12 protein-coding genes are annotated in these 14663 nt (G+C 63.1%); 7 read left to right on the top strand and 5 right to left on the bottom strand.

Annotated elements, in window-relative coordinates; translation table 11 throughout:
• Positions 1 to 9: 9 nt before the first annotated feature.
• From QRN04_RS02975 to rfbB, 3 genes are all read right to left on the bottom strand, one after another.
• The gene (locus QRN04_RS02975) at positions 10 to 1854 is read right to left on the bottom strand and encodes a WecB/TagA/CpsF family glycosyltransferase (RefSeq protein WP_284974664.1); all 1845 of its coding nucleotides are present in this window, start codon (positions 1852 to 1854) and stop codon (positions 10 to 12) included.
• A gap of 212 nt (positions 1855 to 2066) precedes the next feature.
• A complete protein-coding gene (locus QRN04_RS02970) occupies positions 2067 to 3473 on the bottom strand; it encodes a sugar nucleotide-binding protein (protein WP_284974663.1) in 1407 nt (468 codons plus the stop codon).
• 3 nt (positions 3474 to 3476) lie between these two features.
• Positions 3477 to 4475 (bottom strand): dTDP-glucose 4,6-dehydratase, encoded by a 999-nt coding sequence (gene rfbB, locus QRN04_RS02965; protein ID WP_284974662.1) that lies wholly within the window; start codon positions 4473 to 4475, stop codon positions 3477 to 3479.
• Positions 4476 to 4528: 53 nt separating this feature from the next.
• Between rfbB and rfbA the strand changes: the two genes are divergently transcribed.
• Positions 4529 to 5395: a glucose-1-phosphate thymidylyltransferase RfbA gene (gene rfbA, locus QRN04_RS02960; RefSeq protein ID WP_284974661.1), complete on the top strand. Its 867-nt coding sequence runs from the start codon at positions 4529 to 4531 to the stop codon at positions 5393 to 5395.
• Positions 5396 to 5441: 46 nt separating this feature from the next.
• Here rfbA and QRN04_RS02955 read toward each other — a convergent pair whose 3' ends face one another.
• Positions 5442 to 6374, bottom strand: coding sequence for an aldo/keto reductase (locus QRN04_RS02955; protein ID WP_284974660.1), 933 nt, complete (start codon positions 6372 to 6374; stop codon positions 5442 to 5444).
• Between the two features lie 52 nt (positions 6375 to 6426).
• On the opposite strand from QRN04_RS02955, the gene QRN04_RS02950 reads away from it, so the two are divergent.
• Together QRN04_RS02950 and mshC are read left to right on the top strand one after the other, a co-directional pair.
• A complete protein-coding gene (locus QRN04_RS02950) occupies positions 6427 to 7260 on the top strand; it encodes an undecaprenyl-diphosphate phosphatase (protein WP_284974659.1) in 834 nt (277 codons plus the stop codon).
• A 15-nt stretch (positions 7261 to 7275) separates the two neighbouring features.
• Positions 7276 to 8589 carry a cysteine--1-D-myo-inosityl 2-amino-2-deoxy-alpha-D-glucopyranoside ligase gene (gene mshC / locus QRN04_RS02945; protein WP_284974658.1) on the top strand — a complete coding sequence of 438 codons (1314 nt, stop codon included), beginning with the start codon at positions 7276 to 7278 and terminating at the stop codon, positions 8587 to 8589.
• Positions 8590 to 8603: 14 nt separating this feature from the next.
• Here the strand turns inward: mshC and QRN04_RS02940 are convergent, their stop codons facing one another.
• Entirely contained in the window at positions 8604 to 9509 is a 906-nt protein-coding gene (locus QRN04_RS02940) for a PAC2 family protein (RefSeq protein WP_284974657.1), read from the bottom strand.
• 30 nt (positions 9510 to 9539) lie between these two features.
• Between QRN04_RS02940 and QRN04_RS02935 the strand changes: the two genes are divergently transcribed.
• The 4 genes from QRN04_RS02935 to arc all read left to right on the top strand — a co-directional run bounded on the left by QRN04_RS02935 (position 9540) and on the right by arc (position 14637).
• The gene (locus QRN04_RS02935) at positions 9540 to 10379 is read left to right on the top strand and encodes an HAD family hydrolase (protein WP_284974656.1); all 840 of its coding nucleotides are present in this window, start codon (positions 9540 to 9542) and stop codon (positions 10377 to 10379) included.
• Entirely contained in the window at positions 10380 to 11543 is a 1164-nt protein-coding gene (locus tag QRN04_RS02930) for a site-2 protease family protein (RefSeq protein WP_284974655.1), read from the top strand.
• Positions 11544 to 11657: 114 nt separating this feature from the next.
• Entirely contained in the window at positions 11658 to 12731 is a 1074-nt protein-coding gene (locus tag QRN04_RS02925) for a tRNA (adenine-N1)-methyltransferase (RefSeq protein WP_284974654.1), read from the top strand.
• A gap of 97 nt (positions 12732 to 12828) precedes the next feature.
• Positions 12829 to 14637 carry a proteasome ATPase gene (arc, locus tag QRN04_RS02920; protein WP_284974653.1) on the top strand — a complete coding sequence of 603 codons (1809 nt, stop codon included), beginning with the start codon at positions 12829 to 12831 and terminating at the stop codon, positions 14635 to 14637.
• Positions 14638 to 14663: the final 26 nt, after the last annotated feature.

Below are 14663 nucleotides of genomic sequence, written 5' to 3'. Positions count from 1 at the left end.
CATCCATCGTCATGCCCCCGTCCCGGTGGCCATCGGCAAACCACTACGGCGCCTCCGGCTCATGACGGCCAACGCCGCCTCCCGATGCCCTGGCTTATCGACCCGTGCCACCTCAGCGGCAAGGACCGCAGCACCAAAAGCCAGCCGACGCCCACGCCCCATGTACTTGGCCGCATACCTGACCCGGTTGACCGCCATCAACGCAACCAACCCGGGTGAACTGCCCGACCCGCCACGCTCATGCCACATCCGGGCCGCAGGCTCAAACCAAATCCCAAAACCCGACTCCCGCACCCTTCGACAAAAATCGGTCTCCTCCGAATAGAGGAAGAACCGCTCATCCCACGCTCCCACCGCAGCAGCCGCCTCAGCAGAGATCAGCAGCGCCGCCCCCGTAGCCCACTGCACCCGATGGCCATGGAGATAACTTTCCGGTTCCCAGTCCATCTCCGCCAGCCACTCGGGGCGTTCCTTCCAATGGCTACCCCACACTGCGTCCCCCAGCGCTCGCAGGACACCCGGTTCCCGGCGCAGTGATGGGTAGATGCTGCCGTCGTTATCGAGGAGGACCGGCACTACCACGCCGGCGCCGGTGTCGGCGAGCCGGCGTCGCATTGCCCTCAGCGCGCCGGCCGCAACGCGAAGATCCGGGTTGAGGACGAGGTAGCTCTCCGCCTCGCCTGCAGCGCTCAGCGCGACGTTGATACCACCGGCGTACCCGAGGTTTCCACCAGTGCTTACGGCAATAACGTCCGGGTATTTCGCCAGCTCATCGAGAGTGCGCTGGTCAGGGGAGTTGTCCGCGACCACGACTTTGATGGTTTGCTCACGAGTTTCCTCGCGGAGGCTCAAAACCAGGGGCCCGACGTCGGACGCGTTGTTGTAGGTGACAATCACGACGGCGACGTCGGCCTTCTCCGCCGGCGAGACAAAACGCGTCCTGGCTCGTGGCTGGTCCGCCTGCTCTTGTTCTTGGGCGGGCGCCGAGGGCGCCGCGGGGCGCGCCTCGATGTTACCAGCACCCGGTTGACCAGCACTCGGTTGACCTGCAGGATCAGGGGCCGGCACACTGCTGGAGCGGCGCAGCTTTAGGTACGACTCCGGGCCGTCCACCAAATATCGCCGCGCAAGCCGGCGGGGTTCGAGCATCAAACGCCATGCCCATTCCAGGCTGTTGGAACTCATCCATGCCGGAGCGCGGCGGATCTGGCCGGCAAGGAAATCGACCACAGCGCCGAAAGCCAGCAGCACCCTTGCCCCGGTCAGGTGTCCGTATTCAGCGATCCACAGTTCCTGCCGCGGCTTGCCCAGGCCCACCACCAAAATGTCCGGTGCGGTCTCTGCTATCTCTGCCGCCAGGCTCCGGGAGGCGCTTTCGTTTCCCAGGACGGGCCGGTCCGGGGACCACCATCCGGCAATCCGGAGGTTTGGCCGTTCCGCCGCAAACTGGCTCTTGATCCGTTGGTGGGTGGAGGTGGAACCACCCAGGAAGCCGACACTCAGGCCGAGCATCGCGGCTTCGTCCAGCAGGGGGCCGACGAGGTCGCTTCCCGCCAAGCGGGGCCATTGCCGGCCAGTGAGCCGACGGGCCTGGGCCGCCAGCGGAGCGCCGTCGATGAGCGTCAACCACTCCACCGGTTCAGAGGCGTCCAACGTTCCCAGCCATCTGCTTCCGGCACCGAAGTGACGGATGTGATCCAGGTTGGCCGAACACACACCCAGCGGGCGTGAAGCCGGGGTAGCGGCCCTGTTCGTGATCTCGTGGACGGCTGTGTCCATCGCCAGGAGCTTTACGGCGGCGCCGCCGAGGTTCACCTCCGATGGCTGTTCCATCAGCTGGGGGGTGCGCATCATTTTTGGTAGCAGCATTCTTGGCTCTCCAGCCTCGGGTCCTCAGGGCACGTTCAAGTAATCCTCCGTCCGAGGCCGCTGCACTGCCCGGACGGCGGGGGCGGGTTATCCCGCCAGACCAACTTGTTTACTTGAGATGTCTCCCGGCCCACTGGTGGCTGCCGTACGGCCACTTTAGGCCGAATTCGTGCCGTGCACCAGAGCCGGACCTTGGATTAACCGCCTTCGCCGAGGTATTCCGCCAACCGCTGCGACGCCGAAGGCGGGGCAAAGCCAACGGCGCGGATTTTGGAAAGATCCAGTAGGCTGCTGCGCGGACGGGGCGCGGTTCCCGGTTTCGCGTAATCGTTGGTGCTGATCCCTGCGACCAGGGCCGGGGTGGCGCCGCGCAGGGCATAGACCTCCCTGGCCACTTGCGCCCAGGACTGCGGTTCGCCGTCGTTGGTGAGGTTGTAAGTCCCGGGAACGGCGTTGTGTTCCAGAAGGTGGCGGATGCCTGCGGCGATGTCATCGGCGAAGCTCAACCGCCCCCATTGGTCGTCGACGACCCTTGCGGGAACGCCCTTGTCAGCGAGCTCCGCCATGGTTCGAACGAAGTTCCGTCCCTGCCCGACCACCCAACTGGTGCGAACGATGTAATGCCGGGGCACGGTCGATGCCGCGGCGTCGCCGGCGGCTTTGCTTTGGCCGTACACACCCAAGGGGCTCGGTGGCTCGACTTCCCGGTGAATCGCGGCGGTGCCATCAAAAACGTAGTCGGTGGAAATGTGGACCAGCGTCAGTGAATATTCGACGGCGGCCCGCGCCAACCGGGTAACGGCACTGGCGTTGATGGCCCAGGCAGCAACCCGACCCTCTGCCGTTTCTGCCGCGTCAACGGCCGTGAAAGCTGCGCTGTTGATGATCGTGGAGTATTGTCGCCAGTCCATGGCCTGGTAGGACTCCTCGGAGGTGATGTCGAAATCGCCCCGGCCCAAAAAGTCCACGCTGCCCTGCCCCTCATAGGCGCGCCTCAAAGCGGCACCCAGCTGGCCGTCAGCCCCCAGCACCAGTATTCTCCGGCCCGGCATCGGCTCGACGTCGGCAAGGCGGGGATGTGCGCGGTCCTGCGGGGACAGTATGCACCGGTCCAAGCTGATGGGCCACGGCACCGCGATGTCCTCATCCGCCAGGTTCAAGAAGGTGTAGTTGGCCTGCGCCTCCGCGCTCCAATGGTCGTTGACGAGGTACGTGTACGCGGTATCGCTGTGAAGGGTTTGGAACGCGTTCCCGACGCCGCGGGGAACGAAGACAGCCTCATGGGGAGACAGTTCGGCCGTGAACAAGGTACCGAAAGTGGGGCCCTCCCTCAGATCCACCCACGCCCCGAAAATACGTCCCGAGGCAAGGGAAATGAACTTATCCCAAGGCTCTGCGTGGATGCCGCGAGTGGTGCCCCTCTGGGCGTTGAAGGAGATGTTGTTTTGCACGGGACCAAAGTCCGGCATGCCGGCGTCGATTAGTTTGCGCCGGTGCCAGTTCTCCTTGAACCATCCCCGGTTGTCCCCATGCACGGGCAGGCTGAACAGCAGGAGCCCTGGGATCGGCGTCGTGGTGGCCTGTATTTGCTGAACTTCCCCCACCGGTCAGTGTCCCTGTCCGGCGTATTTGGACTCGGTTGCCTTCTTTTGGGGGCGCCACCAGTGCTCATTGCCCCGGTACCATTCCACGGTGCTCCGGAGCCCGGCTTCGAAGTCCGAATACTGTGGGGCCCAACCCAACTCCGCACGGATCTTGCTCGAATCTATGGCGTAACGCAGGTCGTGGCCCGGCCGGTCGGTGACGAGATCGTAAGCGTCGGGGGAGTGGCCTGTGAGGGCCAACAACATTTCCACTACCTCGCGGTTGGAGCGTTCACCATCGGCGCCGATCAAGTAGGTTTCCCCGATGTCGCCGCGTTCGAGGATAGTGAGGACGGCGGACGAGTGGTCCTCCACATGGATCCAGTCCCTGACGTTGCTGCCGCTTCCGTACAGGCGGGGCCGCGCACCGTCGAGGATGTTGGTGATCTGCCGGGGGATGAACTTTTCCACGTGCTGGAAGCGGCCGTAGTTGTTCGAGCAGTTGCTGATGGTCGCCTGCAGCCCGAAGGACCTCACCCACGCCCGGACCAGCATGTCGGAGCCGGCCTTCGTCGCCGAGTACGGGCTCGTAGGGCGGTATACGGATTCCTCGGTAAATCGGCGTGGATCGTCCAACTCCAGGTCGCCGTAGACCTCGTCCGTGGAGACGTGGTGGAACCGCGTGCCGGACTTTCGGGCAGCCTCGATCAGGGTAAAGGTACCCACGAGGTTCGTGTCCACGAATGGCCGGGGCTCCGCCAGCGAATTGTCATTGTGGGACTCTGCAGCGAAGTGCACCACGGCGTCCGCCCGGGACACTAGGGCTTCCACCAACGGGCCGTCACAGATGTCGCCCTTGACGAAGTCAAAGCGCGCCGAGGGCACCTCCGATAACGATTGAAGGTTGCCTGCATAAGTCAATTTATCCAAGACCGTGACATGGAGGGGAGTGTGCTCCATGATGAAGTGGACAAAGTTGCATCCAATGAATCCGGCCCCGCCGGTGACAAGGATTCTCTGCATGGCCCTAGAGTAGCCGTCCGCGGCTGGACTGGGCACGGATGAGGACGGCAGATTTGCGAGGGATTGTTCTGGCAGGCGGTACGGGCTCGCGCCTTCACCCCATCACGTTGGGAATCAGCAAGCAACTGGTTCCCGTCTTTGATAAGCCCATGATCTACTACCCGCTGTGTACGTTGATGCTTGCCGGGATCCGGGACATCCTGGTCATCACCACCCCTGCCGATGCCACGCAGTTCCAACGCCTCTTGGGTGACGGATCGCAGTTTGGAATCAACCTCACCTACGCGGAACAGCCGACGCCGGACGGACTCGCCCAGGCGTTCATCCTGGGGGAGCGGCACATCGGCGGCGGCAACGTAGCCCTGATCCTCGGGGACAACATTTTCAACGGACCCGGAATGGGAAACCAGTTGCGCCAGTATGCCAACGTCGACGGCGGTGCCATCTTCGGCTATTGGGTCAAGGATCCGAGCGCATACGGCGTCGTCGAATTCGATGGTGACGGCCTGGCTGTCTCCATCGAGGAGAAGCCCGCCAACCCCAAAAGTAACTACGCCGTCCCTGGCCTCTACTTCTACGACAACGACGTCGTTGCCATGGCCAAGGACCTGGTGCCATCCCCTCGTGGCGAACTGGAGATCACCGACATCAACCGGCAGTACATGGACGTGGGCCGGCTCCACGTCCAAAAATTTCCCAGGGGCACGGCTTGGCTGGACACCGGTACCTTCAGTGACCTCAACGACGCATCCAACTACGTCCGGACCACCGAAAACCGGCAGGGCCTGAAAATCGGTGCGCCCGAGGAAGTGGCGTGGCGTATGGGCTATCTGTCGGATGATGAATTGCGGGAACAAGCGGGAAAGCTGGCCAAGAGCGGATACGGCAGCTACTTGATGGACATCCTGGACCGGGCCTAACGTGATCGGGCCTAACGTGATCGGGCCTGATGTGACCGGAGGCGAACTAGGCCGCGGAGACATCCTCCAAGGCGCGCGCGATCTCGGCGGGCAGCGCCGTCAGCTGTGAGTCCAGGAGCTCCTTGAGCTGGACGGCGTTCCGTGGGCCCACGATTCCCGTTGCGACGCCGGGACGCGACAAAAGCCAGCTCAGTGACACGTCCATGGCAGACCTGCCTAGGCCTCGCGCAGCCATCGCCACCGCTTCGACCACGCGGGAAGCCTGCGGCTCGAGGTAGGGAGCCACGTAACCGGCCAACCGGCCATCGGCGGCACGGGAATCGGCGGGAATCTGGCCCCTGTACTTCCCGCTCAGCACCCCGCGGCCCAAGGGGGCCCAGGCCATCAGCCCCAAACCGGCATCTTCCACCGCGGGAACAAGCTCGTCCTCAGCTTTGCGCTGCAGCAGGGAATATTCGGATTGGTTAGCTACCAGCGTGAACCCCGCAACCGCTGCCGCCTTGGCAGTCTGCCACCCGTTGTAGTTGGAGATACCCACGTAGCGGGCGCGGCCGGTTCGTTGGGCAAGCTCCATCGCTGAGAGCGTCTCGTCCAAGGGCACGTTCGGATCCCAGTCCTGGGCAAACCATATGTCGATGTAGTCGGTGCCCAGCCGGGCGAGGCTGGCGTCGAGGGCAGCCAGCATTGCGCCACGGGAAGCATTGATGCTTCGGCGGGAGTCCGACGTCGTCAATCCGGCTTTCGTCGAAATCACCAGTTCCGAGCGGGCCACGACGTCTCCCAGCATCGATCCGAGCATTGCTTCGGCCTGGCCTTGGGCGTAGGAGGCTGCGGTGTCCACCATAGTGCCCCCGGCAGCAACGAAAGTGTTCAGGAGCTCGGCGGCGTCATGCTCATCGGTCTCCTGGGCCCAGGACATAGTTCCAAGGGACAAAGAAGACACACGGAATCCGCTGTTTCCGACGTAACGCTGCTGCATAGCAGCAAGCTTACGGGCAGTAAGCCACCTTTATGACGTAGGGTCTATTCACGTGAACTGGATAGAAGCAGCCTTCCTTGGCCTGGTGCAGGGCCTCACCGAATTCCTCCCGATCTCCTCAAGCGCGCACCTGCGGATCGTGGGTTCCTTCCTTCCGGATGCGGCCGACCCGGGCGCAGCGTTTACCGCGATCACGCAGCTGGGAACGGAGACCGCGGTCCTTGTTTACTTCTGGCGGGACATCGTGAGGATCGTCCGGGCTTGGTTCGGCTCCCTGAGGGGGAAAGTCGACCGCAACGATCCCGACGCGAGAATGGGTTGGCTGGTCATCATCGGCAGCCTCCCCATCATCATCCTTGGGCTGTTGTTCCAGAACCAGATCGAATCCGTGCTGCGGAGCATGTGGATCGTGGCCACCATGCTCATTGTGTTCGGCATGGTCCTCGCTGTTGCTGACGCCATTGGCCGCCAGGAGAGGCACCTGGCGGACCTGACATACAAGCACGGCATCCTGTACGGCCTGGCCCAAGCCATGGCCTTGATTCCCGGTGTCTCCCGGTCCGGCGGCACGATCACCGCCGGACTCCTGATGGGTTACACCCGCGAGGCGGCAGCCCGTTATTCCTTCCTTCTGGCCATACCCGCAGTGTTCGGCAGTGGGCTCTATGAGCTCTACAAAACGGTTTCCAAGGGTGGCCTGGCGGGCCCCTTTGGTCTTCCCGAAACAGCCTTGGCCACCATCATCGCTTTCGCGGTGGGTTACGTGATCATTGGCTGGTTCCTGAAGTACGTGTCCACGCACAGCTACCGCGCCTTCGTCTGGTACCGGATATTCCTTGGGCTCGCGTTGTATGTCCTGCTCGGTTTCAATGTGATCAGCGCTTAGCACTAAGGTTGAGTCGTGAAATCGTGGAGTACCCGCCCTGTCCCTGAGCTGCCCGGCAGCATGCCCACGCTACGGCTTTTCGATACGGCGGCGGGTGGCTTGGTGGACATCGGCCAGCAGCCTGAGCAGTCCATGTACGTCTGTGGGATCACTCCCTATGACGCCACACACATGGGGCACGCTGCGAGCTACGTGGCGTTCGACCTCTTGAACCGCGCCTGGCGTGACGCCGGGGCCCGCGTGGCCTACGTACAAAACGTCACCGACGTCGACGATCCCCTGCTTGAGCGGGCCACGGCAACGGGAGTGGATTGGCGCGACCTCGCGGCCAGCCAAATCGAGCTGTTCCACACTGACATGGACGCTTTGAACGTCATTGCCCCTGACCATTACATTGGCGCAGTCGAGGCCATCCCGGACATCGTTCCCGCGATCGAGCAGCTCATCGCTGACGGCCTCGCTTATCGTGTGGAGGGTTCCGACGGCGACCCGGACGGCGACGTCTACTACGACGTCGAAGCCGCTGGCAAACGATCTGACGCCACCGATGCCTGGACTCTGGGCGACGTGTCCGGACTGGGCGAGGCGGAGATGCTGGCCCTGTTCGCGGAACGTGGCGGCGATCCCGCCAGGGCTGGGAAACGCCAAGCCCTGGATCCCTTGTTGTGGCGGGTAGCCCGCGAACATGAACCAAGCTGGCCTGGAGCGACGCTCGGCGACGGCCGTCCCGGCTGGCACATCGAGTGCACGGTCATCGCCCGGAAATACCTTCCCGCACCCTTCACGGTGCAAGGTGGCGGCTCCGATTTGATCTTCCCGCATCACGAGATGGGTGCAGGGCATGCGTATTCGCTGTCCGGCGTCCCCTTGGCCAAGCACTACGCGCACGCCGGCATGGTGGGCCTGGATGGCGAGAAGATGAGCAAGTCCAGGGGCAATCTGGTCCTTGTCTCCAAGCTCCGGGCGGCGGGCGAGGATCCGGCGGCTATCCGCCTTGCCATTCTCGCCAACCATTACCGCTCAGACTGGTCGTGGACCGATGAGACGTTTACGGCGGCGAAAGAACGCCTGGAGCGCTGGCGTCGGGCTCGCAGTCGCGCCACGGTGGAATTGGCACCAAGTGCAGAATCGGCGGCTGAACCGGAATCCGCACTGGGGCTGCTCGCTGCCATGCGCCGGGAAATGGGCGAGGACCTCAATGCACCCGGTGCGATTGCCGCCGTCGACCGTTGGGCCGAAAGCGTATTGAGCGGCGACGCCGACATTCCCGTCGCCGAAGGAACACTGATGGCGAATGCGGTCAATGCCCTTCTTGGCGTGGAGCTCTGAAGCCGGTTACCAGCTCAGGGGCGGTCTTTTCCGCGTCGCTTCAGGTACCGTTCGAACTCACGGGCGATTGACTCCCCGGACGCTTCCGGGAGGTCCGCGGTGTCTTTGGCTTCCTCCAACTGCCTGACGTAGGCAGCGATCTCCGGGTCCTCGGTGGCCAGTTCATCCACACCCCGTTCCCATGCCTCGGACTCTTCGGCCAGGGCTTGGCTGTCCACGGGCACTTGAAGCAGGTCTTCAATCCGATGCAGGATGGCGAGCTGGGCCTTGGGGGAGGGCGGCTGCGCCACATAGTGCGGAACAGCAGCCCACAGCGAGACAGTGGGCAGCCCCGCCAACAGCGCGAACTCACCTAACACGCCCACGATTCCCACTGGTCCCTCATACTGTGGAGCTTCGAGGTTCAGGCGTTCGCGCAAATCGCCGTCCTCACTGGTTGTGCTGACCGGGATGGGGCGGCTGTGGGGCACGTCGGCCAATAATGCGCCAACCAGGATGACAGCGTCCACCTTCAGCGCCTCGGCGTGGACCAGCAGTTCCGTGGTGTAGGCGCGCCAGCGGTAGGAGGGTTCGGTCCCGAGGACGAACACCACGTCAACGTTGCTGTCCGGAACCGGCGCCTTGTAGATCCGGGTGGAGGGCCACTTGACCTTGCGAGCACCCGACGACGTCCGGCGGACGGTGGGCCGGGTGAACTGGAAGTCGTAGTATTCCTCCGCGTCCACGGTGCCGACTTTCTTGCCTGCCCAGAGTTTGTTCAGATAGTGCAGGGCATCGCTGGCGGCCTCACCGGCGTCGTTCCAGCCCTCAAAAGCGGCGATCATGACGGTGACGCGCTGGCCCTCCGCGGGTTCCTTGAGGAAACGCTCGGGCTCCGCTGTGATGTCCTGTCCTTCGGGTGTCCCGTCCACACTGTTCATCCACTCACCCTACGTCCAAGACCCTTGGGGATGCATGGCATTTCACCCCATAGCGTGTCCACGCTTCGCGCAGAGCGCAATGCGCGCGAAGCCGCACCCCAGCTTCCACGTAGACTTGAAACCATGCATTCGTTACCCGGACAGACCCTCCTCAAAGCCGTGCTCTGGGATATGGATGGCACGCTTGTGGACACCGAGCCGTACTGGATCGCTGCCGAGCGTGCGCTGGTGGAATCCCACGGCGGCACGTGGTCCCATGAGCAGGCTATGCAATTGGTTGGTCAATCTTTGTTCCACTCGGCCGCTGTCCTGCAGGCAGCCGGGGTGGACCTTGAGGCCCGTGACATCGTGGATACGCTGAGCCAACAAGTCATCAGTGCGATCCGTACCGAGGTTCCATGGCGTCCGGGTGCCCGCGAGCTTCTTGACGACCTGTTCGAGGCCGGTGTTCGGTGTGCCTTGGTCACCATGTCCGAAGGTCCCCTTGCCGGCGTAGTGGTCGAAAGCTTGCCGAAGCCATACTTTGAGTTCATGGTTACGGGAGACACAGTGACCCACGGAAAGCCGCATCCGGAAGCGTACCTCACGGCTGTTGAGCGGCTTGCCTTGGAGGATCCCGCTGTCACAGTGGATCACTGCGTTGCGTTGGAGGACTCTGTTCCGGGCGCCACTGCCGCCATGGCTTCGGGAGTTGTCACCGTTGGAATACCCCACCAGGTCCCCCTCCCAGAGGACTCTCGGATGACGCAGTGGGAAACGTTGGTGGGCCGGACCAGCGAGGACATCAGCGCCTTAGTGGCAGATCGTTTCAGCGGATCGCGGTCACCGTGGTTCGCACCTGAGGACGCGCTCCTTGAAGGGTCCAACTAAATGAGCAACTCCGCGCCCCACCACGCCGCAGCCGCTAAGAAGGACGGCATTCCCCTCGGAAGGGTAGCCGGGATTCCGGTCTACCTGGCGTACTCATGGTTCGTCATTGCCGCGTTTACCGTGATTGTCTACGGGCCGGCCCTCTTGGCTCGGACGCCGCATCTGGGCATCGCCGCCTATTTAGTGGCGTTAGGTTACGCCGTCCTGCTCGCTATCTCTGTACTGGTGCATGAGCTTGCCCACGCCCTCAGCGCCAAGTCGTTCAACTGGCCCACCGAGAAGATCGTGTTGAACCTGTGGGGCGGCCATACGCAATTTGAAAACTTCACGGCCTCGCCAGGGCGGTCGGTCATTGTGGCCTTGGCTGGACCGGCGTCGAATTTTGTCTTGGCGGGTGTCGTGTGGGGTGTCATCTCGGCTGGCTTGCTCAGCGGCGTAGCGGAAACGTTGGCGAACATATTGATGTGGGCCAATCTTCTGATCGGCCTGTTCAACGTGTTGCCGGGTTTGCCCCTGGACGGCGGCCGCTTGGTCGAATCAGCTGTCTGGAAAGCCACCGGAAGCCAGGATAAGGGCACCATCGCCGCGGGCTGGGCTGGCCGCATCATCGCCGTCGCACTCGCTGTATGGTTCGTTGGCCTTCCCTTGCTGAGTGGCTCGCCCTTGGACCTGAACCTGGTCTTGATCACCGCCCTCGTATGCGGTTTCCTCTGGATGGGGGCGTCCGGTTCCATCCAGGCCGCTAAACTTCGCAGCCGCCTCTTCCTGGTCAGTGCCGCAGGTTTGGCCGAGCCTGCCGTGGGTATCCCGGGGTCAGCGTCTGTAGCGGATGTCCTGGCCATTTCCCCCGCCGGGCACCCGGTGGTAGTGATGTGCGCTCCTGACGGCAAACCACAGGGCGTGGTGGACCCTGAGGCAATTGCCGCAGTTCCGCCTTATGCTGCCAGCACGACGCCGGTCGCCGCTGTGGCGCACGCCTTGGCCGCTGGGGCTTACGTTCCTGAGTGGTCCAAGGGGCAGGAATTGATCCAGTACTTGGCCCGCCTCGAAGGGGCCGAATACGCTGTGGTGGACCAGAATGGACTTGTCACTGGCTTACTCCGGCAACAGACTGTCGTGACAGCCATTACAGGCAAGGAAGCCCGCGGGAGCGGGCGGGCCTGACCTTGGCCCGGTAGAGTTACTTGCCGGCCGTCCAGCCGATCCAACCACCATTCTTTGGCGCCCGTCCGGTGCGACACAGCGCGACCCAGCCGTAACAAGAGCGAGGAATACCACATGAGCAGCGAAACCGCCGCCCTCGAAGCAAGCGCCGGCCCTGAAAAGCCGAACGCGTCAAGCGCTGCCTCGGCCGCGCAGCCGACAGGTGCCGCACGTCGCCGCGGCCCTTTCCGCGTGGGGGAGCGGGTCCAGCTCACTGACGAGCGGGGACGCATGAACACCATCACGTTGGAAGTCGGCGGAGCATTCCATACGCACCGCGGCTTCCTCAACCATGATGAGATCATCGGTAAAGTGGACGGCTCGGTGGTCAGCAACAACGTCGGGCAGCAATACCAGACCCTGCGGCCGCTGCTTTCGGACTTCGTGCTTTCCATGCCACGCGGCGCAGCGGTGGTGTACCCGAAGGATGCCGGCCAGATCGTGACCATGGCGGATATCTTCCCCGGTGCCCGCGTCGTCGAGGCGGGCGTTGGTTCGGGGGCCCTATCGATTTCGCTGCTGCGTGCAGTGGGCGACGGCGGCTACCTCCACTCGTTTGAACGTCGTGAAGAATTTGCGGACATCGCACGCGGGAACGTTGAAACCATTTTTGGTGGCCCGCACCCTGCATGGCAGATCTCGATCGGTGACTTCCAGGAGGAAGTTGTCAGGGCCGAGGCCCCAGGTTCCGTCGACCGTGTTGTGCTGGACATGCTGGCTCCCTGGGAATGCCTGGACGCCGTCGCCACAGTCCTTGCGCCCGGTGGGGTCTGGATCAACTACGTGGCCACCGTGACGCAGCTTTCGCGGACCGCTGAGGCCATCCGTGCCGATGGGCGCTTCACGGAGCCCGACGCTTGGGAATCCATGGTCCGCGGATGGCACCTGGAGGGCCTTGCCGTCCGTCCCGACCACCGCATGGTGGCGCACACCGGATTCCTCCTGGTGACGCGCCGTCTGGCAGATGGAGTCACGGGAATTTCCGTCAAGCGCCGTCCATCCAAGACGGAGTTCAGCGAGGAAGACCTCAACGCCTGGACACCGGCGGCAGTAGGCGAGCGGGCAGTTTCTGACAAGAAGCTCCGCCGGGCCGCCCGTGACGCCATCGCCGGAACCAACGTCCAGGATGATCCGACAGTCACAAACTGACCAAGGTCACAATAGAGTCCGCATTGCGGATGTCTCCGACCCCCTAGGACTTTTCCGGACTAAGGTCTTGTTAAAGCTCAGGAAGGGGTTGATGATCGTGGATACGCCTAACAACGACCTTGGACGGCCGACGCCGGAAGAACCAAACGCTGCATCCGACGAGGCAGCGAGGCGGAGACTCGCCGCAGTTCAACCGGCGTCGAGCTCCAGCGAACTCACCGTTGCCGAGCGGCAGATCAACATCCTCCGGGACAAGCTCCGCCACATCGACCGCCAACTGGCGGCCGCCACCCAGAACAACGGCAAACTCGTCACCATGCTGGAGGCGGCCAAGGCCGAGATTCTCCGGCTGAAAGGTGCGCTGGAGCAGGAAGGGCAGCCGCCCTACAGCTTCGGAACCGTACTCCAAGTGAACCCGCGCCGCCAGCCCGCTGCCGGCAGCTCAGGCCAAGCCGCCACCGAGGAATCAGTGGACATCTTCAACGCCGGCCGGAAGATGCGGGTTGGCGTGAGCCCATTGGTCAATCTCAACCAGCTTGCCGTTGGACAGGAAGTGCTGCTGAACGAGGCACTCCTGATCGTTGCCGGCCTCGGTTACGAACGTGCCGGTGAACTGGTCACCCTCAAGGAATTGCTGGGCAAGGACCGCGCCCTGGTGGTTGGCCGCGCCGATGAGGAGCGGGTTGTCAGGCTCTCCGGAGCCCTGCAAGGCACCCATTTGAAGGTCGGGGATGCTTTGTCCCTCGACGCGCGGACGGGCTACGCCCTGGAGAAAGTTCCGCGCGCGGAAGTGGAGAACCTCGTCCTCGAGGAAGTCCCGGACATCACCTATGAGGACATTGGCGGGTTGGGACCCCAGATCGAGCAAATCCGCGACGCCGTCGAACTGCCCTTCCTCCACCCTGACCTGTACCGCGAACACGGCCTCAAAGCCCCCAAGGGCATCCTCCTTTACGGCCCGCCAGGGTGCGGGAAGACCCTGATCGCGAAGGCAGTTGCCAACTCCTTGGCTGCCCGCGCCGCTGAGCGCGCCGGGAACACGGACCTCAAGAGCTACTTCCTGAACATCAAAGGTCCCGAGCTCTTGGACAAGTACGTGGGCGAAACCGAACGCCACATCAGGCTGATCTTTTCCCGCGCCCGCGAGAAAGCCTCAGACGGCAGCCCCGTGGTGGTGTTCTTCGATGAGATGGACTCGCTGTTCCGTACCCGCGGGACCGGGGTTTCGTCCGACGTCGAAACCACCATAGTTCCCCAATTGCTCAGCGAAATTGACGGGGTTGAGCGGCTGGACAACGTCATTGTCATTGGCGCATCCAACCGCGAGGACATGATCGACCCCGCGATCCTGCGGCCCGGCCGCCTGGACGTCAAAGTCAAGATCCAGCGTCCCGACGCCGAGGCGGCGGCTGACATCTTCGCCAAGTACATCACCACCGACCTCCCCTTCCACACCCAAGACCTGGCCGAGCATGGAGGCGATCCACAGGCGACGGTGGATGCCATGATCCAACGCACGGTTGAAGCAATGTACTCAACAGAGAAATCCAATGAGTACCTGGAGGTGACGTACGCCAACGGCGATACCGAGATGCTCTACTTCAAGGACTTCAACTCCGGGGCCGTGGTCCAGAACGTGGTGGACCGCGCCAAGAAATATGCCATCAAGGACCTCCTGACCAACAACCAAAAGGGCCTTCGGATCGATCACCTGCTGCGGGCCGTGGTGGACGAATTCCGGGAGCATGAGGACATGCCGAACACCACCAACCCTGACGATTGGGCCCGGATATCCGGTAAGAAGGGCGAGCGGATCACGTACATCCGCACCATCGTCCAAGGCAAGGCCGGGCAGGAACCGGGCAAGTCGATCGAGACCACAGCCAACACGGGTCAGTACCTGTGACCCCAGAAATCCAGGGTACGGCAGCC

The organism is Arthrobacter sp. efr-133-TYG-104, from assembly GCF_030208915.1.
Lineage (GTDB): Bacteria > Actinomycetota > Actinomycetes > Actinomycetales > Micrococcaceae > Arthrobacter.
This window is presented reverse-complemented; position numbering and strand designations above follow the sequence as displayed.

Coding starts and splice junctions, on each gene's coding strand:
- QRN04_RS02975 (WP_284974664.1), bottom strand. CDS start 1,854: ATGATGCGCACCCCCCAGCTGATGGAACAGCCATCGGAGGTGAACCTC.
- rfbB (WP_284974662.1), bottom strand. CDS start 4,475: ATGCAGAGAATCCTTGTCACCGGCGGGGCCGGATTCATTGGATGCAAC.
- QRN04_RS02955 (WP_284974660.1), bottom strand. CDS start 6,374: ATGCAGCAGCGTTACGTCGGAAACAGCGGATTCCGTGTGTCTTCTTTG.
- QRN04_RS02940 (WP_284974657.1), bottom strand. CDS start 9,509: ATGAACAGTGTGGACGGGACACCCGAAGGACAGGACATCACAGCGGAG.
- QRN04_RS02935 (WP_284974656.1), top strand. CDS start 9,540: ATGCATGGCATTTCACCCCATAGCGTGTCCACGCTTCGCGCAGAGCGC.
- QRN04_RS02930 (WP_284974655.1), top strand. CDS start 10,380: ATGAGCAACTCCGCGCCCCACCACGCCGCAGCCGCTAAGAAGGACGGC.
- QRN04_RS02925 (WP_284974654.1), top strand. CDS start 11,658: ATGAGCAGCGAAACCGCCGCCCTCGAAGCAAGCGCCGGCCCTGAAAAG.